This is a genomic window from Streptomyces sp. NPDC056486 (genome assembly GCF_042795295.1).
Lineage (GTDB): Bacteria > Actinomycetota > Actinomycetes > Streptomycetales > Streptomycetaceae > Streptomyces.
The window spans coordinates 40,244-65,201 of record NZ_JBHTSF010000020.1 but is presented as its reverse complement, the minus strand read 5'-3'; the positions used below and the strand labels follow the sequence as shown (position 1 = coordinate 65,201).

The following is a 24,958-nucleotide window of genomic DNA, read 5'->3' as shown; positions in this document are numbered from 1 at the left end:
CGTCAGCGGGGTTGGCCGGTGAGCTCAGCGGGGCACGCGAAGCAGCGGGGCGCCCGAAGTGAGGAGCGCCCGAAGTGAGGAGCGGGCGCCGAGTTCGAGAAGGTGCCGGACTGGGGAAGGTCACCCCATGCCCAGCCGGACCATCACCGTTCACCACGTCCGCGCCATGCTGCACGGCGCCGAACGCCACGGTATCGACACCGTCCCGCTGCTCCGCACCGCCCAGATCCCCCCGCTCCTCCTCGGCGACGACCGGGCCCGCATCACCGAGGTGCAGTTCGCCCGCCTCTTCCGGGAGCTGTACCGCGCGACCGGCGACGAGTTCCTCGGCCTGGGCTCGGCGGTCAGCAGGCCCGGCACCTTCGCGATGATGTGCCACGCGTCCATCGGCTGCCGCGATCTCGGCGCCGCACTGGAGCGGGGCGTCACCTTCTACGGGCTGTTCCCCGGCGGCCCCGACCTCACCCTTGAGCACCGCGACACCGGCAGCGCCGTCTTCGCCGTACGCAACGACCTCGAACACGACTACTTCCTCGCCGAGTGTCTCGTCATCATCTGGCACCGGCTGTGCAGCTGGCTCATCGGGCGCCGCATCCCGCTCCACTGGGCCGAGTTCGGACATCCGCCGCCCCCGCACAAGGACGAGTACGGCCTCCTCTTCGGCTGCCCGGTCCGCTTCGGCGCGCCGCGCACCGGGGCCGGGTTCGACGAGCACTGGCTGTCGGCCCCGCTGATCCGGGACGAGGCGGCGCTGGAGAGAATGCTCCACCGCGCCCCGTTCGACCTCCTCTCACGGCGCGAGTACGGGACGACGGTCGCCGAGCAGGTGCGCCGCGCGCTCGCCCGCGCCCTGCGGACCTCCCCCCGCCTGCCATCGCTCGGCGAGATCGCCGCCCGCCTCGCGGTGAGCCCCGCGACGCTGCGACGACGCCTCGCCCAGGAGGCCACCTCCTACCAGCAGTTGAAGGACGCCGTGCGGCGCGACGCGGCGATAGCGGGGCTCGCCGAGGGGGCGGAGCCGATCGCCGAGCTCGCCGCGCGGCTCGGGTTCTCCGAGGACACCGCGTTCCACCGGGCGTTCCGGCGGTGGACGGGGACGACGCCGGGCGCGTACCGCTATGAGAACCGAGAGAGCCGGGAGAACCGGGGTCAACAAAGCTGAGCGCTCCCGCCAGCGCCGAACTTACTCACCAGTCACTACGGTCGTCGCCTGCACACCCCAGCCACCGAGTCCCTGAGGACCGCCTTGAGGACAGTTGGGAGAGCCGCATGCACGTACGTACCAGCGCAAGAGCCCTGGCCGTGGTGGCCGCGCTCGGCCTGTCGGTCGTCACCCCGATGACGGCGCAGGCCGCACCGCCGGAAGCCACTGCCCCCGGAGACGTCGTCAACTCCGCACCGAGCAGCTTCCACCCCTTGCCTGGCCAGCCCACCAACACCAAGGCCTGGAAGATCAACTACCGCTCGACGACGGCGAAGGGCGAACCGAACACCGTCTCCGGCACGGTCATCGTGCCGCAGGACGGCAGGAAGGGCCCCCGCCCCCTCATCACCTACGCGGTCGGAACGATCGGCATGGGCGACCACTGCGCCCCGAGCGCGGGCTTCCCCAAAGGCACCACCCTCGAAGCCAACCTCATCCAGCAACTCACCCTGCGCGGCTGGGCGGTGGCGGTGACCGACTACGAGGGTCTCGGCACCCCCGGCGACCACACCTACACCGTCGGCAAGGCCGAGGGGCAGGCCATGCTCGACGCCGCCCGCGCCGCGATCCGCCTCCCGGATGCGGGGCTCGGCGAGGACACGCCGGTCGGCATCATGGGCTACTCGCAGGGCGGCCAGGCAGCAGCGTCGGCGGCCGAGCTGCACGGTTCGTACGCCCCCGACCTGAAGGTGAAGGGCACGGCGACCGGCGGTATCCCGGGCGACCTGATGAAGGTGGCGGACTTCAACGACGGCTCGTACGGCTCCGGCCTGGTCTTCATGGCGGCGATCGGCCAGAACGCGGCCTTCCCCGAACTGAACCTGGAGTCGTACCTCAACCCGGCGGGCAAGAAGCTGATCGGCGCCCTGCGCAACAGCTGCGTGGCGGACGGCGCGGTGCTCGGCTCCTTCAAGAAGATCACCGACATGACGGTCAAGAACCCCCTCGACCAGCCGGACTGGCAGCAGCGCCTGCGCGAGTCGACGATCGGCACGCGGGCTCCGGACGCGCCGGTGTACCAGTACCACGTCATCACCGATGAGCTGATCCCGTACGGCGTGGGCAAGCAGGTCCGCAAGGACTGGTGCGCCGAGGGAGCGAACGTGGAGTGGCACACGGTTCCGCTGGGCGAGCACGTCTCCGGGGTGATCACGCAGTCACCACTGGCGGCGAACTGGCTGGCGGACCGCTTCGCGGGCAAACCGGCGAGGGGCAACTGCTAGTCGCTGTACGGATGTTGACCACCCGCTTGCTCGCCTGCCGTCCGCTGGACCCGGCAGGCGGGCAGGGGCACCCTGGAAGCAGCCGGATCCAGCTGGAATCGGCAGGAGACGGCAGCTCCGGAGGTGAGGGTGATGAGCGAGTCCGCTGGGATCACTGGGACCGATAGGACCGATAGGACCGATGGGACCGCTGAGGCCTGGCACGTGGAGCTGAAGTGCGAGGAGGGCGCCCGCCGCACCCGAGTGGCCGCCCTCGTACGTCTCCCCGACGGGAGCGAGGTGCGAGCCCACGGGCACGCGAGCCGCCACCCGTCCGACTCGTTGCTGCCGAGGATCGGCGAGGAGATCGCGGCGGCGCGGGCGCTGAACGAGGTGGCGATGCAGCTGCTGATGAAGGCGCGCGACGAGCTCGACGGACTCGGCGAGGGCGACGAAGGCTCGGGCAGGTCATTGCACGCGCTGAGGTGAGGCGAGGCGAGGCGAGGCGAGGCGAGGTGAGGTGAGGTGAGGTGAGGCGAGGTCGCGGTCACCGCTCAGACGGCTGCCACCGCCCGCTCCACCGGAATCCACAACTCCGAGTCCGCCCGCGCCCCGTCATCGGAGAGACGGACCCGCAGGATCTCGGGCCCCGGCCTGCTCTGGTACGGATTCGACGGGAACCACTGCGTGAACACGTCCCGCCACAGGTACTGAAGCGTCAGCGGAAACGGCCCCGCGCTCTCGAAGACGGCCCAGGCCCCCGCCACGACCGGCAGCACGACCATGTCATCAGGCACGTCCGCGCTGGTCACCACCCCGTGGTAGTAGTCGAGTTCGGTCCCCTCGGCACGGCTCTCGTGCAACTGGTCGCTCACCGAGATGATCCCCTCCGGCTCCTGGTCTTCCGAGAGACTCTCGATGCGCCGCAGCGTCTCCCGACCGATCCCCCGGATGAACTCGGCGATGTGCGGGTTCGCGCCCTCGTGGACGAGCGGAACCCGCGCCTTCCTGCCGACGACACGGAACGCGTCCTTCTCGACGACCTTGTACGTCATGCTGCTGCTCCCCTCGACGATGAGCCGAAAGGACATCCGAGGCTGGGACTGAAGCGTCGCGCCGCCCCGCCTGGCCTCGCCGGGCCCGACCCCGTGCATGCCACGGAACGCCCGCGCGAACGCCTCGCCCGAGGAGTAGCCGTAACGCACGCCGATCTCCAGCAGCGTCCGCTCGCCGCCGAGCACCTCGGCACCCGCGACGGTCAGCCGCCTGCGCCGGATGTACTCCGACAGCGGGATCCCCGCCAACCCGGAGAACAGCCGCCGGAAGTGGTACTCCGACGTCAGCGCCGTCCGCGCAAGCTCAGCCACGTCGATCCGCTGATCGAGACGCCCCTCGATGTGCTCCATGGCCTGGTTCAACCGCTCAAGCACCCCGGCCCCCTTCCCTCTCACTCCCTCACGTTCACTCCCTCACGCCAGGAAATCAGCACGGAGCCAGGGTGAGCAGCTCGGCCCAGACCGTCTTGCCGATCCGGCGCTCCGTGACGCCCCACGTCGCGGCGGTCGCCTCGACGAGACGAAGCCCCCGGCCCGTCTCCGCCTCGGGGTCCGGCGGGCGGAGTTCCGGGACACGGTCGCCCCGCGCGTCCGACACCTCGATACGCAGCGTGCGCGCCGACTCCGCGTAGACGAGGCGGAGCTCGAAGTCCCTTCCGGGTACGTGGCCGTGCGTGACGGCGTTGGCAGCCAGCTCCGCCGTGATGTGCGCCGCCGCGTCGGAGAGGTCGCTGCCGTGCGGGATTCCCCAGAGGTCCAGCTGGTGGGCGACCAGCCTGCGGGCGAGGCGAGCGCCTCTCCGGGTAGGACTGAGGCGCTGCGCGAACCGCATTTGGGGGGTGGAGATTTGGGATTCCATGTCACTGAGCGTGGTCGTTGCGCTCTACGCTGACCAGGGACAGCGCCAATACTCCGCGTAGCTGTATGAGTGCGGTCAGTTGGGCGTATGAGACGTCGACCGTGACCATGTAAGGGCGGTACGGGGTATGACGAACGCAGATCACGAGGCAAGGCCGGAACGGCCCTCGGAGGCGGACGGTACGGCGCATCTCTTTCGGGCTCTGGGCAAACAGATCAAGGTGCTGCGCGAGCGGGCCGGGTTGAGCCAGAAGGAGTTCGGGGCTGCCGTCCACTGCGGGGAGGCGCTGGTCTCGGCAATGGAGCGGGGAGTTCGGACTCCGCAGCCTGAGTTCCTGCTGAAAGCAGATGAGTTGCTCGACGGCCTAGGTGTCCTGGCGGCGGCTGTGGATGACGTACGAGAGGCACAGGTGAAGGCTCGTACCCGGCACCCGGAGTGGTATCGGAAGTACGCCAGCCTGGAAGCCGAGGCTATTGAGCTGCACGACTACAGCAACCAGGTCGTCCACGGGCTGCTGCAAACCGCAGACTACGCACGGGCAATCTTCTCTCAGCGACGCCCGTTCCTGGACCCGGAGACCATCGAGAAGCGGGTGGCCGATCGTCTCGCTCGACAGCAGATCTTCGAACGCTGGCCCGCACCCGTGTGCAGCTTCATCGTGGAAGAGGCCGCGCTCCAACGGCCGATCGGCGGGCACTCCATTCATGAGGGTCAGCTAAAGCAGCTTCTTCGCGCGGGACGGCATCGCACCATTGAGCTCCAGGTGATGCCTACCGATCGCGAGGAGCACCCCAATGTGGACGGCGTGTTCACACTGCTGACAAGCAAGTCGCGACAGCAGGTGGCTTACACAGAAGTCCAGGGATACCCGCGGCTGATCACGGACGTCGAAGAGGTCAGGCTGATTGCAGCCCGCTATAACATTCTTCGATCGCAGGCTCTCAACGTCAGGGAGTCACTGGTCCTCATCGAGAAGATGCTGGGAGCACGATGAACACCGAGCAGCTCAACTGGTTCAAGTCCAGCCACAGCGGCGGCGAGGGCGGCTCGTGCCTCGAAGTTGCCTACGCCTGGCGCAAGTCCAGCCACAGCAGTGGCGAGGGCGGCGAATGCGTAGAGGTATCCCCCTGCCCCCACGCCATCCACGTACGCGACTCCAAGAACCCCGACGGCCCCAACTTCGCCGTCAGCGCAGCCGCTTGGGTGAGCTTCATCACCCACGCCTCTGCCTAATACCTAAGGGCCGGGCCTCAGCCCCGAGGCTCCCCGTGCCACCGCCATGACGTGAGCCGGGGCCGCCCCGACCCCGGCAACTCCCCGCGCCCGGTGGCCCAGAGCAGCGTCGGCCACGGCTCCTCGTCCGACTCCGGCGGAGCGTCCGGGAACAGGCGGTAGAGGACGCGGGCGCACACGTCGGCGGGCGGGGTCCACTCCAGCCCAAGGCCCTCGGCCAAGTCGTACGTGTGGACCAGCGTCTCCACGATCCCCATCGCCGCGAAGCCCTCCGGGTCCGAGGCGCCGAAGGAGTGGTGGGCGCGGATCGTCGCCGGTGCCGTGCGCACCATGGCGATCAGCATCGCGCCGCTCGCCTCCAGGACCTGGAGCAGTCCGGCGGGGCCCGCCGAGCGGTTCGCGTGGATGGCGTTCGCCGGGCCGCCGGGCCTGCGCGGCTCCCAGATGAATGGCACCTCGCCGTCCAAGGGCGGTTGGCGCGGGCCGAGTTGGGCCGCGTACGCGAAGAGGTCGTCGGCGAGGTGTTCCACCGTCTCCCAGCAGTCCCACTCCAGCGTTCCCGCCTTTCCCTCCCACGCCGTCGGCGGCGCCTCGCGGAGGGTGGTGAGGGCCAGTTGGACCGCTTGGTCGAGGTCGTCGGCGGTGACGGGGCCTGGGGTGTCGGGGTCTTGTTCGGCTTGTCGGCGCATACGGGAACGCTATCGGCGCGACGACGGCGACCCAAGGGGATTCCGGCCGGGGGTATCTGGGGGGCGATGCAGAAAAGTCCCACCGAAAAAGGGCATTTCGCCCTCCTGGATGGGACTTTCCTGCAACCCGCTCACCCACCCCATGGAGCGGGGCCGGGGTCAGACCTGGTTCTCGCCGCCGTCCACGTACAGGTTGGATCCCAGGATGAAGCTGCTCTCGCTTGAGGCCAGGAACGCCACCAGGGCGGCGACTTCCTCCGGGCGGCCCATCCGGCCGATCGCCAGACCCGCGGCGAGGTTCACCCTGGCGTCGTCCGCGTTCTCCTCGCCGAAGACGGCCGTGATGCCGGGGGTGTCGATCGGGCCCGGCGAGATGGCGTTGACCCGGATGCCGCGTGGGGCGAGTTCGTTGGCCCAGGTCCGCGCGTAGGACCGGACCGCGGCCTTGGATGCCGCGTACGTGCCGAACGCCTTCGTGCCGTTGTCGGCGGTGGTGGAGGCGTTCAGGATCACGGATGCGCCGTCGTTGAGCAGGGGGAGCGCCTTCTGAACGGTGAACAGCGTGCCCCGCACGTTGACGTCGAAGGTCTGGTCGAAGTGCTCCTCTGTGACCTGCTCCAGGGTCGCGAACGAGGCGCTCGCCGCGTTCGCGAAGACGACGTCCAGGCCCCGGCCCCGAGCGCGGACCGCGTCGTAGAGCCGGTCCAGGTCGGCCAGGTTCGAGATGTCACCCGCCACCGCGGTGGCACTCGCCGAGCCGATCGTCTCGACAGCCACGTCCAGCTCGGTCTTGCGCCGGCCGGTGATGAACACGTGCGCGCCATCGGCTGCCAGCCGTACTGCGGTGGCCAGGCCGATCCCGGTCCCGCCGCCGGTGACGACGGCGGTCTTGCCTTCGAGCTGTCCGATGCCCATGCGAATGACCTCCACAAAGTTCGGTACCGATCGGTACAGAAAGAGACCGTAGCACCTTCCGCACCGATCGGTACAGAAGGGTATGGTTGGCCTCATGGAGATCCAGCGGAAGGCGCCGATCGGGCGGCCCAGAGGCTTCGACGCCGACGAGGCCCTCGAACGTGCCATGCGGGTCTTCTGGGAGCACGGCTTCGAAGGCGCGGGAATCACTGACCTGACCAACGCCATGGGCATCACCCGCACCAGCATGTACGCGGCCTTCGGCAACAAGGACGAGCTGTTCCGCAAGGCTCTGGAGCGCTACGCCGAAGGCCCCGGCGCGTACGCGGCCCGGGCCCTGCAAGAACCGACCGCCCAACAGGTGGCCACCGCGTTCCTGGGCGGCTCCGTCCGGGCAACCACCCGCCCCGACTGCCCCACCGGATGCTTCGGCGTCCAGAGCGCCCTCGCCGTCGGCGACCCCGGGCGCAACGCCCGCGACACCCTCACCGCCTGGCGCGACGAGGCCATCGCCCTCCTCGGCGACCGGTTCCGGCGAGCCGTCGACGAAGGCGACCTGCCCATCGGGACCGATCCCGGACTGCTCGCCCGCTACCTCATGACCGTGGCGAACGGCATCGCCGTCCAAGCCGCGGGTGGCGCGACCCGCGACGAGCTCCAGCAGGTGGCCGCCATGGCCCTGCGAAGCTGGCCACCCGCCTAGCCTGCCCCTAGGCCCTGGGCCCCTATAGGGCCTGTCTTCAAAGTCCCGCCTGCCCTTCGGGCGACGACGCGACTTGCGCAAACGGCCTAGAGCTGCGACGCCCCTCCGTCGACAGGGAACTCCGTTCCCGTCGAGAAGGTCGCACCGAACGCCAAGTACGCCACCGCGGCGGCCACTTCCTCGGACGTCCCCAGCCGCTGCATCGGGATGGTGCTCCGGTAGGTGTCCTTTATCGTCTCGATGACGTCGGCGGGCAAGGAGCGGTCCAGGATGCCCGAGTCGATCGGGCCGGGGCTCACGGCATTGACGCGTATCTTGCGCGGCAGCAGCTCGCGGGCCAGGGTGCGCGTCATCGACCGCAGGGCTGCCTTGCTCGCCGAGTAGATACTGAGCCCGTCAAGACCCAGGACGTTCACCACCGACGTGGTGAGGACCACGCCGCTTCCCTCGCGCAACAGCGGCGCCAACGCCTGCACCGTGAAGTACGGGCCCTTGGTGTTGATGTCGAACAGCGTGTCGTACATCTCCTCCGTCGTCGACTCGAACGGCGCGGAGTCGGTGACGCCGGCGTTGACGAACAGCGCGTCCACCGCACCCAACCGCTCCTGGACCGTGCCGGCCAGCGCCTTGATGTCCTTCAGGGACGCGGCGTCGCTGCGGACGCCGACCGCCTTGTCCCCCAGCTGCTCAAGCGCGGCGTCCAGAGTGGATCGGGTGCGGCCGGTGATCAGTACGTGCGCCCCACCGTCCGCGAACAACCGGGCCGTAGTGAGGCCAATACCGCTGCTTCCGCCCGTGATCACGATCTTCTTGCCGTCATAAGTGGTCATGCCCTCAAGCCAATATCTACCCGCACACCCTGTCCAAGACCTGTTCCGTATGCCGTCATGCCCCAGGCGTATGACGACACGCGACGTACCCTGGGCGAATGGACGTCGATCTCCGGCTCGTGCGCTATTTCACAGTCGTGGCGGAGTTCGGCAACTTCGGCCGGGCCGCCACCAAGCTGCACCTGGCACAGCCGTCGCTGAGCCGCCAGATCCAGCGACTTGAGGCACAGCTCGGTGTCCGGCTCTTCGACCGCTCGCCGCAGGGCAGCAGCCTCACCGATGCCGGTCAGGCATTCCTTCCCAGGGCCCGGATACTGCTCCACGAGGCCGAGCAAGCCGCTCGCACGGCCAGAGCCGCCGTCCAGCCCCGTACCGTCACCATCGGCTGCGCCGAAGGACTGGTCATCACCGCCTGCGTGCAGGAACTGCGCCGCCGGCACCCCGACGGCCAGGTCCGCACCCGGCACCTCGACTGGCGGGACACGCGCGCCCTCGCCGAGGGGCGGGTCGACGCCCTCGTTGTGTACAGGCCCCTGCCCTTCCCCACGGACGGCCTCCGGGTGACCAAGCTCCATCAGGAATCGCGGGTACTCGTCACATCGACGAGTCATCACCTGGCGAACGAGAAAGCCGTCAGCCTGCGGGCTCTGTCGGACGAGGAACTGGTGGCCTGCGTCAGCACTCCGGTTGTCTGGAGCACGCCCAAGCCGGTCGACGACCGCCCGGCACCGCCCCCGCCCGCGATCGACGACAACTACGAGGACAAGCTGGAACTCATCGCCACCGGCCACTGTGTCGCCATCTTCCCTGCCGCCGATCGACGCGCTGCTGTGCGCGAGGACATCGCCCTGGTGCCCGTCATCGACATCGATCCCTGCGAGCTCGTGCTCGTCACGCGCGCCGGCGACCTGAACCCGCTGCTCGGATCCCTGGAAGACGTCGCACGTACATTGCTCGGCACAGCCTCCCGACAGGAGAACAGCACGCTGCCGATCAGCTGACGCCGTCCCTCGGGAGCAGCCATGCCGCCAGTGCCGTCGTCGCGCACAGCAGCAGGCCCACCGTGAGGAGCGCCGCTCGCATCCCGGGGAGCGAGAAGCCCGTACCGCCGCTGTCCGCCGCGAGGAGCGCGCCGAACAGCGCCACCGCCATCGCGCCGCCCGTCTGACGCAGCGCGTTGAGCAGGCCGGATGCCGTGCCCGCACGGTGGGCGGGGACGGCGTCCATCAGGAGGGCCGTCAGCGCGGGGACCGCGAACGCGCCGCCCATGCCGGTCGGGATGAGCAGGACGAGCACCAGCCAGAGCGGGGTGTCGGCGGCGAGGGGCAGGAGCACGAACATGGCGAGGGCGAGTACCGCCTGCCCGGCCACGATGACCCTGCGGCGGCCGATCCGCTCCGCCATGCGCGGCGAGACGAGGTTCGTCGACGTGATGATCACGGCCAGCGGCACGAACATCAGGCCCGCCGCGATCGCCGACATCCCGCGCAGCTGCTGGAAGTAGAGACCGAGCAGGAAGACGATCCCGTAGAAGCCCGCGTTGACGGCGAAGCCGATGGCGAGGGAGACGCTGACCTTGCGCTCGCGCAGCAGGGGGAGCGGGACCATGGGCGCGCGGTGCCGCTTCTCGGCGGCGTAGAAGCCGAGGCCCGCCACGACGGCGAGGGCGGCGGCGCCGAGCACCGGCGCGCTCGTCCACCCCAGGTGCCCGCCCTCGATGACGGCGAACGCGAGGCCCGCGAGGGTGAGTACGGCGGTGGCCTGACCTGCGAGGTCGATGGGCGCGGGGCGGCGGGGGGACGGGGCCGTGCGGGCCAGGACGGCGAGGATCACGGCGCCGATGGGCAGGTTGAGGAGGAAGACGGCACGCCAGCCCGCCCCCTCGGTGAGTACGCCGCCGAGTACGGGACCCGCGGCCATGGCGACGGAGCCGCCCACCGTCCACATCGCGATGGCGCGTGCTCGGCGGCGCGGGTCGTCGTACGCCTGCCGGATCAGCGCGAGCGAGGCGGGCATGACGATGGCCGCGGCCCCGCCCTGTGCCACGCGGGCGGCGATGAGCGCGCCGATGCCGGGGGCGAGGGCGCAGGCGAGCGAGGCGAGGGTGAAGAGTCCGACGCCCCAGGCGTAGGCGCGCCGCGCACCTGCCCGGTCCGCGAGCGCCCCCGCGGAGAGCATGAGGGCGGCGAACATCAGCGTGTACGCGTCCACGACCCACTGCAGGCCCGCCATGCCGCCGTGCAGGGAGGTGCGGATGGCGGGCAGCGCGATGTTCACGGCGGACACGTCGACGGTGATGACGGTGAAGCCGAGGAGCGAGGCGAGGAGAGCGAGGGTGGGGGGTGCGGTGCTGAGGGAGACGGGGGCGGAGGTGGGGGCGGAGGTGACGACGGTGGGCGGCATGGGAGGGATCTCCTGTGATGCGGGGAAAACGGGCGGGTGGGCGGGAAAGGCTCGTTCGGCCCGGCGGCAGGACAAGACTCCGCCCAGGCCCGCCGCCCAGGCAGACCGCAGCGTTCCTGGCCCTGACACGGCCCCCCACAGCGGCCCGCCGCCGGGGACAATGGGGCAATGGCAGCACCAGAGGGAACAGAGCTGGGCCGGTACCTCCGGGCCAGGCGCGCGCAGATCAGCCCCGCCGACGCGGGCCTCCCGGCAGGGACCGGCCTGCGCCGCACCCCCGGCCTGCGCCGCGAGGAACTCGCCACCCTCGCCGGAGTCAGCGTCGACTACTACACGCGTATGGAGCGGGGCCGCGAGACGAACCCCTCCCCCTCGGTCATCGACGCCCTTGCCCGCGCCCTGCGTCTCTACGGCGACGCCCACGAACGCCTGCACGAGCTGGCCGAGCTGGCCTCCGGCCGCCTCACGGAGCCGCACCCCACCGCCGGGGACACGGTCCGCCCGAGCGTCCAGCGCATGCTGGACAACCTGAGCCCGCTTCCCGCGTACGTGGTCAGCCGCTACAGCTACATGCTGGCCGCGAACCCGGCCGGGCGCCGCCTCATGCCGGGCCTGTGGGACTGGCCCGCCGAGCAGCGCAACGTCACGCGCTATCTGTTCCTGCACCCCGTGGGGCGCGTGCTCTACCAGCCCTGGGAGGAGACCGTCGCCAAGTCCGTCGCGCACCTGCGCGCGGTCGCCGGCGCCGACGTGGACTCCCCCCGCCTCGCTGCCCTTGTCGGCGAACTCCTGCTCAAATCACCGGACTTCGCCCGCCTCTGGGAGCGCTACGACGTCAGCGAGCGCGGCGGCGGCATCAAGTCCTTCGACCATCCGAAGGTCGGCGCGATGACGTTGACGTACGAGTTGATGAAGCTGGCGAGGACGGACGGCCAGCGGCTCGTGGTCTACCAGGCCGAACCGGGCACCACGGACGAGGAAGCGATGCTGCGCCTCGACCCGGCCTCCCGCGCCGCCCGCTAGCCGCCACCGGCCGACAGCGGCCGGTGGCCCAGCTTGCCTACGAATCCTCGTAATTGCTGGGGAGGTCCGGGAAGGATGCCTCGTCGCGGTCCGTGCCGTCGGTGATCCACCACCTGCTCCCGCCGAAAAGGGTCAGTTCCGCGCGGCCGTCGCCGTCCCAGTCGCGGACATCGAAGATCGAGCCGTCGCCGGAGAAGCCGCTGTCGCCATCCGGCTCGGAGCGCTTGGTGGCGCGCCAGGGCTTCGACCCGAGCCCGTGCTCGGAGCCGCCCCGCAGCACCTCGATCCGCGCGTCCCCGGTCTCCTTCTTCTTGGTGAGCTGTACGGCGAGGTCGTCGCAGCCGTCGCCGTTGAAGTCTCCGGCGGCGAGCCTGGTGCCGAAGCCCTCCTTGAAGTCGCCGCCTTCCATGGTGACCCACTCCCCCGGCGCCTTCCCGTAACGGACGCTGACCTGGCCGCGCCGGTGGGGTGTGTCGACGTCGTCGTAGTCGTTGACGAAGCTGCGGCCCACGGCGATGTCCTGCCGCCCGTCACCGTCGAAGTCGCCGAAGACGATGTTCTCGCCCTCCGGCAGCCGCTCGGGCTCCTTGCTCAGACCGCCGACGGTACGGGCGCCGCCGGTGAGCAGCAGGGGCGGATCCCACGGGGAGCCGTAGAGCGCGAGATCGGTGGCACGGTCGTCGTTCGCGTCCCCGGCGACCAGCACGGGGTCCCCGGCCTCGTGGACCGGGCTGGGAATCTCCACGGTCCGGGCGGGGGCGCCGGAGCGCTTGAACGGTCCCTCGAGGACGATCAGTTCCCCGTCCTCGAGGGAGGACCTGTAGACCGCGAGGTCGGTGTGGCCGTCGCCGTCGAAGTCGCCGGCGATCGGCGCGGTGCTGCCGTATCCGCTGCCCGGCAATGGGACGCGCCCCTGCGGTCCGCCGGCCTGCGGACCCTTGGGGCCTCCCCACAACACCTGGGCGGCGCCGCTGACGATGAGGTCGGCATGGCCGTCCCCGTCCAGGTCGGCGACCGTGGGCCGCCACGAGTCGTCGATCGACTGGATGTCATCGGGCACACCGAGGTCGTCGCGGGTGAGGACGGTCGTGCGGTCGTCGTCCGGACCCTGCTCGGAGCCGGGCACGACGATCACGTCGAAGTCGGACTCCGTGTCGGGGCTCTCGTACGTCAGATCGACGGAGCCGTCCCCGTCGAGGTCGGGAGTCGCGGGCGGGTCCTCGCGCGCCGCATCGGCCGGTCGGCAGGCGCTGTCGGGCACCGAGCGCACGTCGTCGGAAGGGCGAAGGACGAGGTACGCCACCACCGCCACCGCTATGAGGGAGGCCAGCACGGCGTGCCACACGCGCAGGTGCCGGAAGAACGGACCGCCTGCTGTCGGAAAGTGCATCAGCCCAGTTCACGGGCGTGGACGCGGCCCGCACAAGGAAGCGGAACCTTTTGTTACGGGGGTGATGCACGACGGACCCGCGCACTTCGGAGACCCTCGATACGGGCTCCAGGGCTCTAGGGCCCTAAGGGCCTAGTCCTCATCCGGCCCGCAGGAACTCCCGTTCGGCGGCATCTCGCCGTACAGCAGGAACCCGTCCACCTTCTCCCGCACGCACTTCGACCCGGAGTAACCGGTGTGCCCGTCACCCTTGTTGTCCAGGACGACGGCCGAAGAGCCGAGCCTCTTCGCGGTCTCCTCGGTCCAGCGGTACGGCGTGGCCGGGTCGCCCCGGGTGCCGACGAGCAGGAAGTCGGGGCTCTTCACGTCGCGTACGTCGTCGCGGATGTAGTCCGTACCGGCGGGCCGCCCGAAGCAGAAGAGCACCGGCATCAGCATCGACTTGCCGAAGATGGCGGACGTCGAATCGAACTCCTCCTGGAGCTTGGCGACTTCCTTCTCGATGCTGCCCTCGTCGGGCCGGTCCGGATCGTCCGCGCAGTTCACGGCCATGAGCGCGGCGGCCATGTTGTCGGCGGGAACGTCCTCCGGAGCGCGCGGACCCTGTTGGGCCAGTGAGCCGCCCATCCGCAGCAAGGCCCTCGGATCCCCGTCCGCGAGGAGCGCGCCGAGCGCCTGCGAGAGGGCGGGCCAGGACTGCCTGCTGTAGAGCGCCTGGCCGAGTACGTCCACGACGTCCTGGCCGGTGAACTCCGCGCCGTCCGACGACTGGAGCGGATACGAGTCGAGCCCCTTGATCAGCTCGGTCATGCTTTCACGCGCCGCGCGCGAGTCGGTTCCGAGCACACAACCCGCGTTGTGCGTACACCACTTGGTGAAGTTGTCGAGGGCGGTCTGCCGACCCTCCGCGCTGACCAGGGCCTGCTCGGCGACGTCCTCGGTCAGCGTGTCCACGCCGTCGAGGACCATCCGCCCGACCTTCTTCGGGAACTGGGCGGTGTACACGGCGCCGAGCCGCGTCCCGTACGAGAAGCCCAGATAGTTGAGCTTCTTGTCGCCGAGCACCTCACGCATGACGTCCATGTCGCGGGAGACGTTGACGGTGCCGACGTACGGAAGGACGGGCCCGGACTTCTTCTTGCACTCCTCGGAGATCTTGCGCATCCGGTCGAGTACGGCGCCGGGGTCGTCGGGGTCACCCTCCATCCCCTGCTCGTCGGCACCGGCGTCGCCGCAGCTCACGGGCGAACTCTCGCCCACGCCGCGGGGGTCGAAGGAGACCAGGTCGTATCCCTTGCCGAGATACTCGAACTCCTTCTGCGCACTGAGCAGCCCGGAGACCCCGGCGCCGCCGGGCCCTCCGAAGTTCAGCAGGAGCGAACCCCGGGGTTCGCCACTGGACTTGATGCGGACCATGGCCACCTTGACCGTGTCGCCCCTCGGTTTCTTGTAGTCGAGAGGAACAGTGATCTTGCCGCACTGGATGCTCTTGTCCTTGGGGACAGGGGTGGCGTCCGAATCGGATTCGAGGAGGCCTGCCCCATCTCCTTCGCAAGCAGCCCACTTGATCTTCTGCGTGTAGAAGCGCGAAAGATCGGGCGAAGGCGAAGGTGAAGGTGAGAGTGAGGGTGAAGTTGTCGATGAAGATGAAGGTGAACGCGAGAGGGAAGGAGAAGCCGCCGCGCTCGCGCCCGGCAGCCATACCCCTGTCCCCATGACGGCCAGCGTGGTCACGCCGGCGAGCGCACCAGCTCTGCGCACGGCAACCTCCCAGGATTCCCAGGGTCGGGTCTGCCCCTCGATCACCCTAAGCGCGGGACAGCGGCCCCGCCCGTTCAGGTGACAGCCAGTGACATCGGTTACCTTCCGTGCCCGTAAAGACCCTCGATCTCCTCCGCGAAGTCCCGCTCGATGGCGTCCCGCTTCAGCTTCAGGGACGGGGTCAGATGGCCGCTCTCCTCCGTGAAATCCACCGAGAGGACGGCGAACCGGCGGATGGACTCGGACCGCGACACGAGCTTGTTGGCCTCGTCGACGGCGCGCTGCAGGGTCTCGCGCAGCTCGGCGTCGTCCAGGAGACCGGGACCCATGTGCACCTTCTTCTTCATACGACACCAGTGCGCGATGCCGTCCGCCTCCAGCGTGAGCAGGGCGGTGATGTAGGAACGGCCGTCGCCGACGACCATGCACTGGCCGACCAGCGGGTGGGCGCGCAGCCAGTCCTCCAGCGGGGCGGGCGCCACGTTCTTGCCGCCGGAGGTGATGAGGATGTCCTTCTTACGGCCGGTGATGGACAGGTACCCGTCGGCGTCGAGGGCACCGAGGTCCCCCGTCGCGAACCACTCCCCCTGCTCGGGCACCACACTCCGCGCCTGCCCGTCCCAGTACCCGCCGAAGACCTGTCCCCCGGCGAGCAGCACCTCGCCGTCGTCCGCGATCCGCACCCGCGTGCCGGGCAGCGGCCAGCCGACCGTGCCGAGCCGTGGCTTCAGCGGTGGGGTCGCGGTCGCCGCGGCCGTGGTCTCGGTCAGGCCGTACCCCTCGAAGATCTCGATGCCCGCCCCCGCGTAGAACGCGGAGAGGCGGCGCCCGAGCGGCGAACCGCCGCAGATCGCGTACCGCACCTTGCCGCCGAGGGCCGCCCGGATCCGCCGGTAGACGAGCGGGTCGTACAGCGCGCGGGCCATCCGCAGCCCGAACGTCGGACCGGGCCCCGTGCCGTGCTGCCGCGCCTCGACCGCCTCGCCGTAGCGGACGGCGAAACGGGCCGCGCGGTCGAAGGACGAGGCGCGGCCCATCTTCTCGGCGGTGGCGCGCCCCGTGTTGAAGACCTTCTCCAGAACGTACGGGATGGCCAGCAGGAAGGTGGGCCTGAAGCCCGCCAGATCACCGAGCAGATCCTCGGTCTGAATGCTGGGCGCGTGCCCGAGCCGCACCCGCGCGCGCAGACAGCCGACGGCGACCATGCGCCCGAAGACATGCGAGAGCGGCAGGAAGAGCAGCGTGGACGCGGGCTCCTTGCTGACGGACTTGAAGACGGGGTGGAGGAGTTCGATCGCGTTGTCGACCTCGGCGAAGAAGTTGCCGTGGGTCAGGACGCAGCCCTTGGGCCTGCCGGTGGTGCCGGAGGTGTAGATGAGCGTGGCGACGGAACTCGGCCGCAACTCCCCCCGCCGCCCCTCGACTTCGGCGTCGGAGACATCGCCCCGCCGCCCCAGCTCGGCGAGCCTGCGCACGTCCCCCTTCTCGAAGGACCACAGATGCTCCAGGTCGGGCATCCGGTCCCGCTCGGGCCCGAGCGACGCGGCGAGCGCGACGGTCTCGACGGCGAGGGCGACGGCGCCGGAGTCCTGGAGTATCCACCGGGTCTGATAGGCGGATGAGGTCGGATAGACGGGCACGGTGACGAGCCCGGCCGCCCAGGCCGCGAAGTCGAGCAGCGTCCATTCGTACGTCGTACGCGCCATGATCGCGAGCCGGTCCCCCGGGGTGAGCCCCTCGGCGATCAACCCCTTGGCGACGGCGAGGACTTCCTCGGCGAACGCCGCGGCCGATACGTCCCGCCACCGCCCGTCATCGCCCTTGCGGGAGAGCACGGCTTCGGCGGGGGCCTCGCGGGCGTTGTCGAAGGGGATGTCCGCGAGGGACCCGCTGCGGACGGCGGCGGCGAACGGCGGCACGGAGACTTCGCGTACGACGCCGTCGAGGTAACGCAGGTGGGGCTCTACGAGGACGGGTTGCGGGGTGACGGGGGGCATGGGGGCGGCTCCTTGTGCGGGTGGGATTCAGCCTGTCCGGCGTTTGAGGACGAACTCGGCGAAGCCGGTGATCAACGGTGCGCGGGGTCCGGCGGAGCCGGCTTCGGGAAGGGGCGGGCTTGGGGAGCCAACGGCGAGTCGTCACCCCCCGGCTCAGAAGAAACCCTCACCCCCGCTCAAGAATCGCCGTCACCCCCAGCCCGCCCGCCGCACAGATCGAGATGAGCCCGCGTCCCGGAGCCCCCCGCTCGGCAAGCAGCTTGGCCAGGGTGGCGACGATACGCGCGCCGGTGGCGGCGAAGGGATGCCCCGTGGCGAGCGAGGACCCGGCGACGTTGAGCCGGTCCCGGTCCACGACCCCGAGCCCCCGCTTCTCCCAGGCGGCAAGGGTGGCGAGTACCTGCGAGGCGAACGCCTCATGGACCTCGACGAAGTCGAAGTCCGCGAGCCCGAGACCCGCCCGCTCCAGCATCCGCGGCACGGCGTACGCGGGCGCCATGAGCAGCCCGTCATCGCCGCCGACGACGTCACCCCCGATGAAGTCGACGGCAGCGGTCTCGTACGCGGTCAGGTGGGCGAGCGGTTCGAGCCCGCGCTCTTCTGCCCACTCCTCACTGGCGAGCAGCGCGACGGCGGCACCGTCCGTCAGCGGGGTCGAGTTCCCGGCGGTCATGGTGGGGTTGGCCCCCTTCGCCCCGAAGACGGGCTGCAGCTTGCCCAGCTTCTCGACACTCGACCCCGGCCGCAGATTCTGATCCCGCTCAAGCCCGCGGAACGGCACGACGAGCCCGTCCATGAACCCCCTGTCGTACGCGGCGGCCAACCGCTGGTGGCTGGTCGCGGCCAGTTCGTCCTGGGCCTCGCGCGTGACGCCCCACGCCTGTGCGGTCACGGCGGCGTGCTCGCCCATCGAAAGCCCGGTACGGGGCTCGGCGTTGCGCGGAATGTCGGGCACGAGGTGTGAGGGCCTTACGCGGGCGAGCGCCTTGACCCGCCCTCCTGCCGTCTTGGCGCGGCGTGCGGCAAGGAGGATCTTCCGCAGGGAGTCGTTGACGCCGAGCGGGGCGTCGCTCGCGGTGTCGGCCCCGCCCGCGACCGCCGACTCCGTCTGCCCCAGCGTGATCTTGTTGGCGGCGGCGATGACGGCTTGCAGCCCGGTGCCGCAGGCCTGCTGGATGTCGTACGCGGGTGTGGTGGCCGCCAGACGCGAGCCGAGGACGGTCTCGCGGGCGAGATTGAAGTCCCGGCTGTGCTTGAGTACGGCACCGGCGACGAACTCCCCCACGACGCCGGGGCCCTCGAGCCGGTACCGCTCCACGAGCCCGTCGAGCGCGGCGGTCAGCATCTCCTGGTTGGACGCGGTCGCGTACGGGCCGTCGGAGCGCGCGAACGGGATGCGGCTGCCGCCGATGACCGCCACGCGGCGGGTGGTGGGCAGATTCATGTCTCGACCAGCTCCTGACCCTTGAGTAACCTTACTCTGAAGTAAATTTACGACCGAGCTGGGAGTTGGACAATGGCCGACCGCTATCTGAACTTCACGGGCACCGCACCCGGCCGCTTCCTCACCCGAAGGCTCGGCCTCCCCCAGCCGTCGGCCCTGCGCCGCTGGAGCCCGGAACACCCGCACCTTGAGGGTGAGTTGCTGCACCTGACGGCAGGAGAGTCGGCCCACGAGGCGGAGGTGGCGTCGATCCTGGCGCGCACGCACCTGAAGCCCACGTCCGATCCTTCTTCCTCCCCTTCCACCTCCCCTTCTTCCTCCCCTTCCTCCTCCCGCCCGGCGGCGGTGATTCTGGACGCGACGGGCATAAGCGACACCCCCGCCCTCTCCGATGTGCACGCGGCGCTGCACCCCGTGGTGCGCTCGGTGGCGGAGAACGGCCGTGTGGTGGTGCTCGGCGCACCGGTCTCGCCATCGGACCACCACCAGGCGGCGGCGCAACAGGCGTTGGAGGGCTTCGTACGTTCCCTCGGCAAGGAGCTGGGCCGTGGCCGCACGGCGACGCTGGTCCGCATGCGCTCGGCGGCGGCCGCGGAGTCGACGCTGCGCTTCCTTCTCTCACCGAGGTCGGCGTACGTCAGCGGCCAGGTGATCGAGGTGGTCGGCGAGGCGGGGCCTGACGCCGCCTGCGACTGGGACCGGCCCTTGTCCGGCCGTACGGCACTGGTCACGGGGGCGGCGCGGGGGATCGGCGAGGCGGTGGCGGAGGTACTCGCGCGGGACGGTGCACAGGTGGTCGTACTCGATGTGCCGTCCGCGCAGGCGGATTTGGTACGGGTCGCGGACCGGCTCGGCGGTACGGCACTCCCGCTGGACATCACGGCCGACGACGCCGGGGAGCGCATCGCGTCGGCGCTCGCCCCCGGCGGCCTGGACATCCTCGTCCACAACGCGGGGATCACACGGGACCGCAAGCTGGCCAACATGCCTGCGGACCGCTGGAACCCGGTCATGGACGTCAACCTGACGAGTGTGCTGCGCACGACGGACGCGCTGCTCAAGTCCGGAACGCTGAACCGGGGCGGGAGCATCGTGGCCACCGCGTCGATCGCCGGGATCGCGGGGAACGTGGGACAGACGAACTACGCCGCCAGCAAGGCGGGCATCATCGGCCTGGTGCGTTCGCTGGCGCCGGGTGCGCTTGCGGAGTACGGGGTGACGTTGAACGCGGTGGCCCCCGGCTTCATCGAGACGAAGATGACGGCGGCGGTGCCTCTCTTCATCCGCGAGGCGGGCCGCAGGATGAACTCCCTGGCGCAGGGGGGTCTGCCGGTGGATGTGGCGGAGACTACGGCGTGGCTCTCCGCGGGGGCCTCCGGCGGGGTTAGCGGGCAGGTGGTGCGGGTCTGTGGCCAGAGCCTGCTCGGGTCGTAGCCCTCGTCGTCGCCGGCCTCTGCGTGCCCTGCGGGGCTGTCCTGCCCGGACGGGGTCCCCCACCCACCCGCCCGGTTACCCCGGGTCTTCCTCTGAACGAACAAGCTCTCCCGCCCACCCGCCCGATCACCCCGCGTCCGCCTCTGAACGAACGAGCTCTCCCGCCCACCCGCCCGATTGCCCCGCGTCAGCCCGTGGGCGAACGTGCAGGGGGTGAGCCCCACGCATCTGCAGTCGGCATCGAGACGCGAGGGGGCGTGTCGGTATGTCTGCCCGGAGCACGGTTCGCGGCGCTCCCCCAGCCGAAGCGGGCAGCGACCAGTAGCGGATAGCGAGGACGGACATACCGGCGCGGCCCCGCCCCCAAGACGGACCCAAACCGAAAGGACCTCCACCACCCATGCTCGCCCCCCTGCTCCTCCGCGGCGCGATCCTCTCCCCCTTCAAGCGGCCCAGCCCGGACGCCCCGCTCCCCAGCTCCCGCCCGACCCTCACCGACGTCCGCCCCAGCCCCGCCCACCTGGCCGCCTACTCCCGCCTCTGCGGCTACCGCACCCCCGAGCACACCCTCCCCCTCACCTACCCCCACGTCCTCGGCTTCCCGCTGGCCATGCGGCTCATGACCACCCGCGCCTTTCCGCTCCCCCTGCTCGGTCTCGTCCACACGTCCATCGAGATCACCCAGCACCGCGCCCTGACAACCGCAGACAGCCTCGAACTCTCCGTCCACGCATCCCACTTGTCCCCGCACCGCCGCGGCACCGAGGCCACCCTCGTCACCGAGGCCCGCGTCGACGGCACCACCGTATGGACGTCCAGCAGCACCTACCTGGCCCGCCATCGCACCAGCACACCAGCCACCCCACGCGAAAGCGGAAACGAACGCGACAGCGTCCCACTCCCCACCCAAGCCGAGTGGCAGCTCCCCCCAGACCTCGGCCGCCGCTACGGCGCCGTCTCAGGTGACCGCAACCCCATCCACCTGTACCCCCTCACCGCACGCCTCCTCGGCTTCCCCCGCGCCATCGCCCACGGCATGTGGACCGTGGCCCGCTGCCTGGCGGAGTACACGGACCACAGCACGAACGAAGCCGTCCACGTACACGCCGACTTCAAGGCCCCCGTACTGCTCCCCAGTACCGTCACCTTCTCGGCCGACGGCCCGGCCTTCCAACTCCGCAGCGCCAACGGCGACACGACCCACCTCAGCGGAACCCTCCACTAAGGGCTAGCGACTAAGGAACCCACCGCCGCCCCTCCATCAAATCCCCGAGCCCCGCCCACGCGAAGTTCATCAGCGTCGCCGCGGCTTCCTTCGCGGACACCGACGCGTCCCCGTTCGCCCAACCGGCGAGCGACTCCGCCGCGCCCACCAACGCCTGCGCAAGGCCCGCGACTTCACGCTCCGCGAGCTCCGGCTTCCGGTGCGCTTCCCGTGCCGCTTCCGCGATCAGTGACGTAACGAACGCCACGATCTCCTCGCGCATCACGGCGACTTCGGCCGCGAACGGCTCCCCCTGCGTACGTGCCTGGTTGTGCAGGACGACCCAAGCGTCGGGCTGCTCCGCGGTATGCGTGAAGAAGGCCCGCAGGCCTGCCCACAGCTGCCGGTCGGCGGGGCCTTCGCCGGTCACCCCGCCCCGCACCGCCGCGACCAACGCCGCGGCCTCCCGCCGGATGCACGCGGTGAACAGCTCTTCCTTGGAGTTCAAGTACAGATACACCAGCGGCTTCGAGACCCCCGCGACCTCCGCGATCTCGTCCATCGAGGCCGCCCGGTACCCCCGTTGCCCGAAGATCCGCACGGCGGCGTCCAGCATCTGCTGCTCCCGCACGGCCCGCGGCATCCGCTTCTGCCGCTTCCCCACAGCGCCATCGGCCTTCACATCGCCCACCCCCGCCACCCACCTTCCACACACCCCGCGCACAGAACGACCAGCCTACGACGTCAGGGCAACAGGTCCGCGACGAGCGCTTCGACCCTCGCCCTGATCGCGTCACGGGTGGGCCGTACCGCAGCGACGCCCCGACCTGCGGGGTCGTCGAGCTGCCAGTCCAGGTAGCGCTTGCCGGGGAAGACAGGGCAGGTGTCGCCGCAGCCCATGGTGATCACCACGTCGGATGCCTGAACGGCCTCGCGGGTAAGGATCTTGGGCACTTCGGCCGAGATGTCGATGCCGACTTCGTTCATCGCTTCGGCGACGGCGGGGTTGATGCTGTCGGCGGGGGCGGATCCCGCAGAACGGACCTCGATGCGATCACCGGCGAGATGAGCGAGCCAGGCGGCGGCCATCTGCGAGCGTCCGGCGTTGTGGACACAGACGAACAGCACGGAGGGACTGGGCCTGGGCTTGGGCTCGGGCTTGGTCCCAGATGTCTCAGACACGGGCGGAGCCTTCCTCGGGAGCGGTCGATTCGGCTGCCGTGAGGCCGGGTTGGGGAAAGTATCGGCGAGCCGCGAGGGCGACATGAACCAGGCCGATCAGCACCGGCACCTCAATCAGTGGACCGACGACCCCGGCAAGGGCCTGCCCCGACGTCACACCAAAGGTGGCGATGGCAACGGCGATGGCGAGCTCGAAGTTGTTGCCCGCAGCGGTGAACGCCAGCGTGGTGGCCCGCGGATAGCCGAGGCCGACGGCCTTGCCCAGGGCCATGGATCCGGCCCACATCACGGCGAAGTACACGAGCAGCGGCAGCGCGATCCGCACCACGTCCACCGGCTGCGAAGTGATCGCGTCTCCTTGCAGGGCGAACAGCACGACGATCGTGAACAGCAGGCCGTAGAGCGCGAAAGGGCCGATCCTGGGGATCAGCCGCGCCTCGTACCAGGCTCGCCCCTTGGCCTTCTCTCCCAGCTTGCGGGTCAGGAACCCGGCCGCCAGCGGGATACCCAGGAAGATCAGCACGCTACGGGCGATCTCCCACACGGATACGTTCAGACCACTGGTCTCCAGGCCGAGCCAGCCCGGCAGGACGGAGAGATAGAACCAGCCGAGCAGGCTGAACGCGAGCACCTGGAACACCGAGTTGAGGGCGACCAGCACGGCCGCCGCCTCGCGGTCACCGCAGGCGAGGTCGTTCCAGATGATGACCATCGCGATGCACCGGGCGAGCCCGACGACGATCAGTCCGGTCCGGTACTCCGGCAGGTCGGGCAGGAAGATCCAGGCGAGCGCGAACATCAGCGCCGGGCCGAGCACCCAGTTCAGCACCAGGGAGGAGATCAGCAGGCGGCGATCCCGGGTGACGGAGTCGAGCCGGTCGTAACGGACCTTGGCAAGGACCGGGTACATCATCACCAGCAGACCGAGCGCGATCGGCAGCGAGACCCCGGTGACCGTCACCTTGGCCAGCGCGTCCCCGAGGCCCGGCACGAGACGTCCCAGGCCCAGGCCGACGGCCATCGCGATCAGGATCCACACCGCGAGGAACCGGTCCAGGAACGACAGCCGCGCCCCGACCGGGCCGGCAGCAGCGGACGTAGTCGGCACATCGCTCATGAGGTGACCCCGGCCTGCCCGGCTGACGCCTCTGCCTCTGCCTCGGCCTCTACCGTCCCCGGGCGGGTGAGGACCGCCGCGAGCTTGTCCGTGGTCTCGGGCAGCAGCCGGTAGTACACCCACGTCCCCCGCCGTTCGGAGTCGATCAACCCGGCCTGCTTCAGGAGCTTGAGGTGGTGGGAGATCGTCGGCTGGGACAGATCGAAGGCCGGGGTCAGATCGCATACGCAGATCTCCCCGCCCGCCCGCGAAGCGATCATCGAGAGCAGCCGCAGCCGCACCGGATCCCCGAGGGCCTTGAACACCTTCGCCAGCTCAACGGCCTGGTCCTCGGCCATGGGCGCGGCCAGCAAGATCGGACAGCACCCCTCACCACTACCGGCACCACCGGCACCGTCCTGACCGATCACCACAAGCTCCTGTTTCGACATACTTCTATATTGACGTTTCTCAATCCAACGCGCAAGCTTGAATCGAAGAACATCAATGCAACCCGAGGAGTGGTCATGAGCGAGCAGTCCAACGACCTGCACGGAACAGACCTGCGCGAAACCGTCCGTCAGCGCTACGCGGCCGCCGCAACCCAAGTCACCGAAGGCGGCACCGCCTGTTGCGGACCGGCCGCGATCGAGATCGACGAGAACTTCGGCGGGACCCTCTACGCCGCCGACGAGCGCGACCAGTTGCCCGCCGAGGCCGTCGCCGCCTCGCTGGGCTGCGGCAACCCCACCGCCGTCGCCGACCTCCATGAAGGCGAGCGCGTCCTGGATCTCGGCTCCGGCGGCGGCATCGACGTACTGCTGTCCGCGCGCCGCGTGGGGCCCACCGGCAAGGCCTACGGCCTGGACATGACCGAGGAGATGCTGGCCCTCGCACTCGCCAACCAGGAGAAGGCGGGCGCCACCAACGTCGAGTTCCTCAAGGGCACCATCGAGGCCGTCCCGCTGCCCGCGAACACCATCGACGTGGTCATCTCCAACTGCGTGATCAACCTGTCCACGGACAAGCCCGCGGTGTTCGCCGAGATGTTCCGCGTCCTGGCCCCCGGCGGCAGGATCGGCATCTCCGATGTCGTCTCCGACGACACCCTCACCCCCGACCAGCGCGCCGAACGAGGCGACTACGTCGGCTGCATCGCGGGCGCGCTCTCCTTCACCGAGTACCGCGAGGGCCTGTCAGCGGCAGGCTTCGCCGACATCGAACTCACCCCGACCCACGCCGTCGCCGACGGCATGCACTCCGCCATCGTCCGCGCCGCCAAGCCCGCCGCCTGACCACCCCCTGCCATCAACAAACGTGCCCCTACGAGCCGA

General features: G+C 70.0%; 25 protein-coding genes. 11 read left to right on the top strand and 14 right to left on the bottom strand.

The annotated features are described in order from the left end of the window. Positions 1 to 127: 127 nt before the first annotated feature. The 3 genes from ACFQ7F_RS11550 (at position 128) to ACFQ7F_RS11540 (ending at position 2,895) form a co-directional block, all read left to right on the top strand. Positions 128 to 1,162, top strand: a complete 1,035-nt coding sequence (locus ACFQ7F_RS11550; RefSeq protein ID WP_383269341.1) for an AraC family transcriptional regulator — start codon at positions 128 to 130, stop codon at positions 1,160 to 1,162. 107 nt (positions 1,163 to 1,269) lie between these two features. Continuing rightward, a complete protein-coding gene (locus tag ACFQ7F_RS11545) occupies positions 1,270 to 2,427 on the top strand; it encodes a lipase family protein (RefSeq protein WP_383269339.1) in 1,158 nt (385 codons plus the stop codon). 132 nt (positions 2,428 to 2,559) lie between these two features. Then, a complete protein-coding gene (locus tag ACFQ7F_RS11540) occupies positions 2,560 to 2,895 on the top strand; it encodes a dsRBD fold-containing protein (RefSeq protein ID WP_383269338.1) in 336 nt (111 codons plus the stop codon). Between the two features lie 65 nt (positions 2,896 to 2,960). Here ACFQ7F_RS11540 and ACFQ7F_RS11535 read toward each other — a convergent pair whose 3' ends face one another. Together ACFQ7F_RS11535 and ACFQ7F_RS11530 are read right to left on the bottom strand one after the other, a co-directional pair. Further along, positions 2,961 to 3,836, bottom strand: coding sequence for a GyrI-like domain-containing protein (locus tag ACFQ7F_RS11535; RefSeq protein WP_383269336.1), 876 nt, complete (start codon positions 3,834 to 3,836; stop codon positions 2,961 to 2,963). A gap of 52 nt (positions 3,837 to 3,888) precedes the next feature. Further along, positions 3,889 to 4,320: an ATP-binding protein gene (locus tag ACFQ7F_RS11530; RefSeq protein ID WP_383269334.1), complete on the bottom strand. Its 432-nt coding sequence runs from the start codon at positions 4,318 to 4,320 to the stop codon at positions 3,889 to 3,891. 127 nt (positions 4,321 to 4,447) lie between these two features. Here ACFQ7F_RS11530 and ACFQ7F_RS11525 point away from each other — a divergent pair, with 127 nt between their 5' ends. Together ACFQ7F_RS11525 and ACFQ7F_RS11520 are read left to right on the top strand one after the other, a co-directional pair. Next, positions 4,448 to 5,314 (top strand): Scr1 family TA system antitoxin-like transcriptional regulator, encoded by an 867-nt coding sequence (locus tag ACFQ7F_RS11525; RefSeq protein WP_383269332.1) that lies wholly within the window; start codon positions 4,448 to 4,450, stop codon positions 5,312 to 5,314. Then, positions 5,311 to 5,553, top strand: a complete 243-nt coding sequence (locus tag ACFQ7F_RS11520; RefSeq protein ID WP_383269330.1) for a DUF397 domain-containing protein — start codon at positions 5,311 to 5,313, stop codon at positions 5,551 to 5,553. Before ACFQ7F_RS11525 ends, ACFQ7F_RS11520 begins: the two co-directional genes overlap by 4 nt. Before the next feature lie 17 nt (positions 5,554 to 5,570). Here ACFQ7F_RS11520 and ACFQ7F_RS11515 read toward each other — a convergent pair whose 3' ends face one another. Both ACFQ7F_RS11515 and ACFQ7F_RS11510 read right to left on the bottom strand, forming a co-directional pair. Next, entirely contained in the window at positions 5,571 to 6,242 is a 672-nt protein-coding gene (locus tag ACFQ7F_RS11515; RefSeq protein WP_383269328.1) for a hypothetical protein, read from the bottom strand. A 159-nt stretch (positions 6,243 to 6,401) separates the two neighbouring features. After that, the gene (locus tag ACFQ7F_RS11510) at positions 6,402 to 7,151 is read right to left on the bottom strand and encodes an SDR family NAD(P)-dependent oxidoreductase (RefSeq protein WP_383269378.1); all 750 of its coding nucleotides are present in this window, start codon (positions 7,149 to 7,151) and stop codon (positions 6,402 to 6,404) included. 100 nt (positions 7,152 to 7,251) lie between these two features. Here ACFQ7F_RS11510 and ACFQ7F_RS11505 point away from each other — a divergent pair, with 100 nt between their 5' ends. Beyond that, positions 7,252 to 7,860 carry a TetR/AcrR family transcriptional regulator gene (locus ACFQ7F_RS11505; RefSeq protein ID WP_383269326.1) on the top strand — a complete coding sequence of 203 codons (609 nt, stop codon included), beginning with the start codon at positions 7,252 to 7,254 and terminating at the stop codon, positions 7,858 to 7,860. Positions 7,861 to 7,946: 86 nt separating this feature from the next. On the opposite strand, the gene ACFQ7F_RS11500 is transcribed toward ACFQ7F_RS11505, so the two are convergent. Further along, positions 7,947 to 8,690, bottom strand: a complete 744-nt coding sequence (locus ACFQ7F_RS11500) for an SDR family oxidoreductase (protein ID WP_383269325.1) — start codon at positions 8,688 to 8,690, stop codon at positions 7,947 to 7,949. A gap of 98 nt (positions 8,691 to 8,788) precedes the next feature. Here ACFQ7F_RS11500 and ACFQ7F_RS11495 point away from each other — a divergent pair, with 98 nt between their 5' ends. Next, complete coding sequence (locus tag ACFQ7F_RS11495) at positions 8,789 to 9,691, top strand: LysR family transcriptional regulator (RefSeq protein WP_383269323.1); 903 nt, start codon at positions 8,789 to 8,791, stop codon at positions 9,689 to 9,691. On the opposite strand, the gene ACFQ7F_RS11490 is transcribed toward ACFQ7F_RS11495, so the two are convergent. After that, positions 9,684 to 11,093 (bottom strand): MFS transporter, encoded by a 1,410-nt coding sequence (locus ACFQ7F_RS11490; protein WP_383269321.1) that lies wholly within the window; start codon positions 11,091 to 11,093, stop codon positions 9,684 to 9,686. The genes ACFQ7F_RS11495 and ACFQ7F_RS11490 overlap by 8 nt on opposite strands. 168 nt (positions 11,094 to 11,261) lie before the next feature. Here ACFQ7F_RS11490 and ACFQ7F_RS11485 point away from each other — a divergent pair, with 168 nt between their 5' ends. Next, complete coding sequence (locus tag ACFQ7F_RS11485; protein ID WP_383269319.1) at positions 11,262 to 12,116, top strand: helix-turn-helix domain-containing protein; 855 nt, start codon at positions 11,262 to 11,264, stop codon at positions 12,114 to 12,116. A gap of 37 nt (positions 12,117 to 12,153) precedes the next feature. Here ACFQ7F_RS11485 and ACFQ7F_RS11480 read toward each other — a convergent pair whose 3' ends face one another. The 4 genes from ACFQ7F_RS11480 to ACFQ7F_RS11465 all read right to left on the bottom strand — a co-directional run bounded on the left by ACFQ7F_RS11480 (position 12,154) and on the right by ACFQ7F_RS11465 (position 18,708). Continuing rightward, complete coding sequence (locus tag ACFQ7F_RS11480) at positions 12,154 to 13,506, bottom strand: FG-GAP repeat domain-containing protein (RefSeq protein WP_383269317.1); 1,353 nt, start codon at positions 13,504 to 13,506, stop codon at positions 12,154 to 12,156. Positions 13,507 to 13,638: 132 nt separating this feature from the next. Next, a complete protein-coding gene (locus ACFQ7F_RS11475) occupies positions 13,639 to 15,267 on the bottom strand; it encodes an alpha/beta hydrolase (RefSeq protein WP_383269315.1) in 1,629 nt (542 codons plus the stop codon). A gap of 98 nt (positions 15,268 to 15,365) precedes the next feature. Continuing rightward, positions 15,366 to 17,264, bottom strand: a complete 1,899-nt coding sequence (locus tag ACFQ7F_RS11470) for an AMP-dependent synthetase/ligase (RefSeq protein ID WP_383269314.1) — start codon at positions 17,262 to 17,264, stop codon at positions 15,366 to 15,368. Between the two features lie 166 nt (positions 17,265 to 17,430). Then, positions 17,431 to 18,708: an acetyl-CoA C-acetyltransferase gene (locus tag ACFQ7F_RS11465; protein WP_383269312.1), complete on the bottom strand. Its 1,278-nt coding sequence runs from the start codon at positions 18,706 to 18,708 to the stop codon at positions 17,431 to 17,433. Between the two features lie 72 nt (positions 18,709 to 18,780). On the opposite strand from ACFQ7F_RS11465, the gene ACFQ7F_RS11460 reads away from it, so the two are divergent. Both ACFQ7F_RS11460 and ACFQ7F_RS11455 read left to right on the top strand, forming a co-directional pair. Next, entirely contained in the window at positions 18,781 to 20,142 is a 1,362-nt protein-coding gene (locus ACFQ7F_RS11460; protein WP_383269310.1) for a 3-oxoacyl-ACP reductase, read from the top strand. A 400-nt stretch (positions 20,143 to 20,542) separates the two neighbouring features. Continuing rightward, complete coding sequence (locus ACFQ7F_RS11455) at positions 20,543 to 21,367, top strand: MaoC/PaaZ C-terminal domain-containing protein (RefSeq protein ID WP_383269308.1); 825 nt, start codon at positions 20,543 to 20,545, stop codon at positions 21,365 to 21,367. A 10-nt stretch (positions 21,368 to 21,377) separates the two neighbouring features. Here the strand turns inward: ACFQ7F_RS11455 and ACFQ7F_RS11450 are convergent, their stop codons facing one another. The 4 genes from ACFQ7F_RS11450 to ACFQ7F_RS11435 all read right to left on the bottom strand — a co-directional run bounded on the left by ACFQ7F_RS11450 (position 21,378) and on the right by ACFQ7F_RS11435 (position 24,076). After that, a complete protein-coding gene (locus ACFQ7F_RS11450; protein WP_383269376.1) occupies positions 21,378 to 21,989 on the bottom strand; it encodes a TetR/AcrR family transcriptional regulator in 612 nt (203 codons plus the stop codon). Positions 21,990 to 22,090: 101 nt separating this feature from the next. Next, positions 22,091 to 22,528 (bottom strand): arsenate reductase ArsC, encoded by a 438-nt coding sequence (locus ACFQ7F_RS11445; RefSeq protein WP_383269307.1) that lies wholly within the window; start codon positions 22,526 to 22,528, stop codon positions 22,091 to 22,093. Continuing rightward, a complete protein-coding gene (arsB, locus tag ACFQ7F_RS11440) occupies positions 22,521 to 23,645 on the bottom strand; it encodes an ACR3 family arsenite efflux transporter (RefSeq protein WP_383269305.1) in 1,125 nt (374 codons plus the stop codon). Before arsB ends, ACFQ7F_RS11445 begins: the two co-directional genes overlap by 8 nt. After that, entirely contained in the window at positions 23,642 to 24,076 is a 435-nt protein-coding gene (locus ACFQ7F_RS11435; protein ID WP_383269303.1) for an ArsR/SmtB family transcription factor, read from the bottom strand. Before ACFQ7F_RS11435 ends, arsB begins: the two co-directional genes overlap by 4 nt. 75 nt (positions 24,077 to 24,151) lie before the next feature. Between ACFQ7F_RS11435 and arsM the strand changes: the two genes are divergently transcribed. Further along, positions 24,152 to 24,919: an arsenite methyltransferase gene (gene arsM / locus ACFQ7F_RS11430; RefSeq protein WP_383269301.1), complete on the top strand. Its 768-nt coding sequence runs from the start codon at positions 24,152 to 24,154 to the stop codon at positions 24,917 to 24,919. The last annotated feature ends 39 nt before the right edge of the window (positions 24,920 to 24,958 follow it).

Bases quoted from the DNA above. Each gene is read 5' to 3' on its own strand.
- ACFQ7F_RS11550 (WP_383269341.1), top strand. From the start codon at position 128: ATGCCCAGCCGGACCATCACCGTTCACCACGTCCGCGCCATGCTGCAC.
- ACFQ7F_RS11545 (WP_383269339.1), top strand. From the start codon at position 1,270: ATGCACGTACGTACCAGCGCAAGAGCCCTGGCCGTGGTGGCCGCGCTC.
- ACFQ7F_RS11540 (WP_383269338.1), top strand. From the start codon at position 2,560: ATGAGCGAGTCCGCTGGGATCACTGGGACCGATAGGACCGATAGGACC.
- ACFQ7F_RS11530 (WP_383269334.1), bottom strand. From the start codon at position 4,320: ATGGAATCCCAAATCTCCACCCCCCAAATGCGGTTCGCGCAGCGCCTC.
- ACFQ7F_RS11525 (WP_383269332.1), top strand. From the start codon at position 4,448: ATGACGAACGCAGATCACGAGGCAAGGCCGGAACGGCCCTCGGAGGCG.
- ACFQ7F_RS11520 (WP_383269330.1), top strand. From the start codon at position 5,311: ATGAACACCGAGCAGCTCAACTGGTTCAAGTCCAGCCACAGCGGCGGC.
- ACFQ7F_RS11515 (WP_383269328.1), bottom strand. From the start codon at position 6,242: ATGCGCCGACAAGCCGAACAAGACCCCGACACCCCAGGCCCCGTCACC.
- ACFQ7F_RS11505 (WP_383269326.1), top strand. From the start codon at position 7,252: ATGGAGATCCAGCGGAAGGCGCCGATCGGGCGGCCCAGAGGCTTCGAC.
- ACFQ7F_RS11500 (WP_383269325.1), bottom strand. From the start codon at position 8,690: ATGACCACTTATGACGGCAAGAAGATCGTGATCACGGGCGGAAGCAGC.
- ACFQ7F_RS11495 (WP_383269323.1), top strand. From the start codon at position 8,789: ATGGACGTCGATCTCCGGCTCGTGCGCTATTTCACAGTCGTGGCGGAG.
- ACFQ7F_RS11490 (WP_383269321.1), bottom strand. From the start codon at position 11,093: ATGCCGCCCACCGTCGTCACCTCCGCCCCCACCTCCGCCCCCGTCTCC.
- ACFQ7F_RS11485 (WP_383269319.1), top strand. From the start codon at position 11,262: ATGGCAGCACCAGAGGGAACAGAGCTGGGCCGGTACCTCCGGGCCAGG.
- ACFQ7F_RS11480 (WP_383269317.1), bottom strand. From the start codon at position 13,506: ATGCACTTTCCGACAGCAGGCGGTCCGTTCTTCCGGCACCTGCGCGTG.
- ACFQ7F_RS11470 (WP_383269314.1), bottom strand. From the start codon at position 17,264: ATGCCCCCCGTCACCCCGCAACCCGTCCTCGTAGAGCCCCACCTGCGT.
- ACFQ7F_RS11465 (WP_383269312.1), bottom strand. From the start codon at position 18,708: ATGAATCTGCCCACCACCCGCCGCGTGGCGGTCATCGGCGGCAGCCGC.
- ACFQ7F_RS11460 (WP_383269310.1), top strand. From the start codon at position 18,781: ATGGCCGACCGCTATCTGAACTTCACGGGCACCGCACCCGGCCGCTTC.
- ACFQ7F_RS11455 (WP_383269308.1), top strand. From the start codon at position 20,543: ATGCTCGCCCCCCTGCTCCTCCGCGGCGCGATCCTCTCCCCCTTCAAG.
- ACFQ7F_RS11450 (WP_383269376.1), bottom strand. From the start codon at position 21,989: ATGCCGCGGGCCGTGCGGGAGCAGCAGATGCTGGACGCCGCCGTGCGG.
- arsB (WP_383269305.1), bottom strand. From the start codon at position 23,645: ATGAGCGATGTGCCGACTACGTCCGCTGCTGCCGGCCCGGTCGGGGCG.
- ACFQ7F_RS11435 (WP_383269303.1), bottom strand. From the start codon at position 24,076: ATGTCGAAACAGGAGCTTGTGGTGATCGGTCAGGACGGTGCCGGTGGT.
- arsM (WP_383269301.1), top strand. From the start codon at position 24,152: ATGAGCGAGCAGTCCAACGACCTGCACGGAACAGACCTGCGCGAAACC.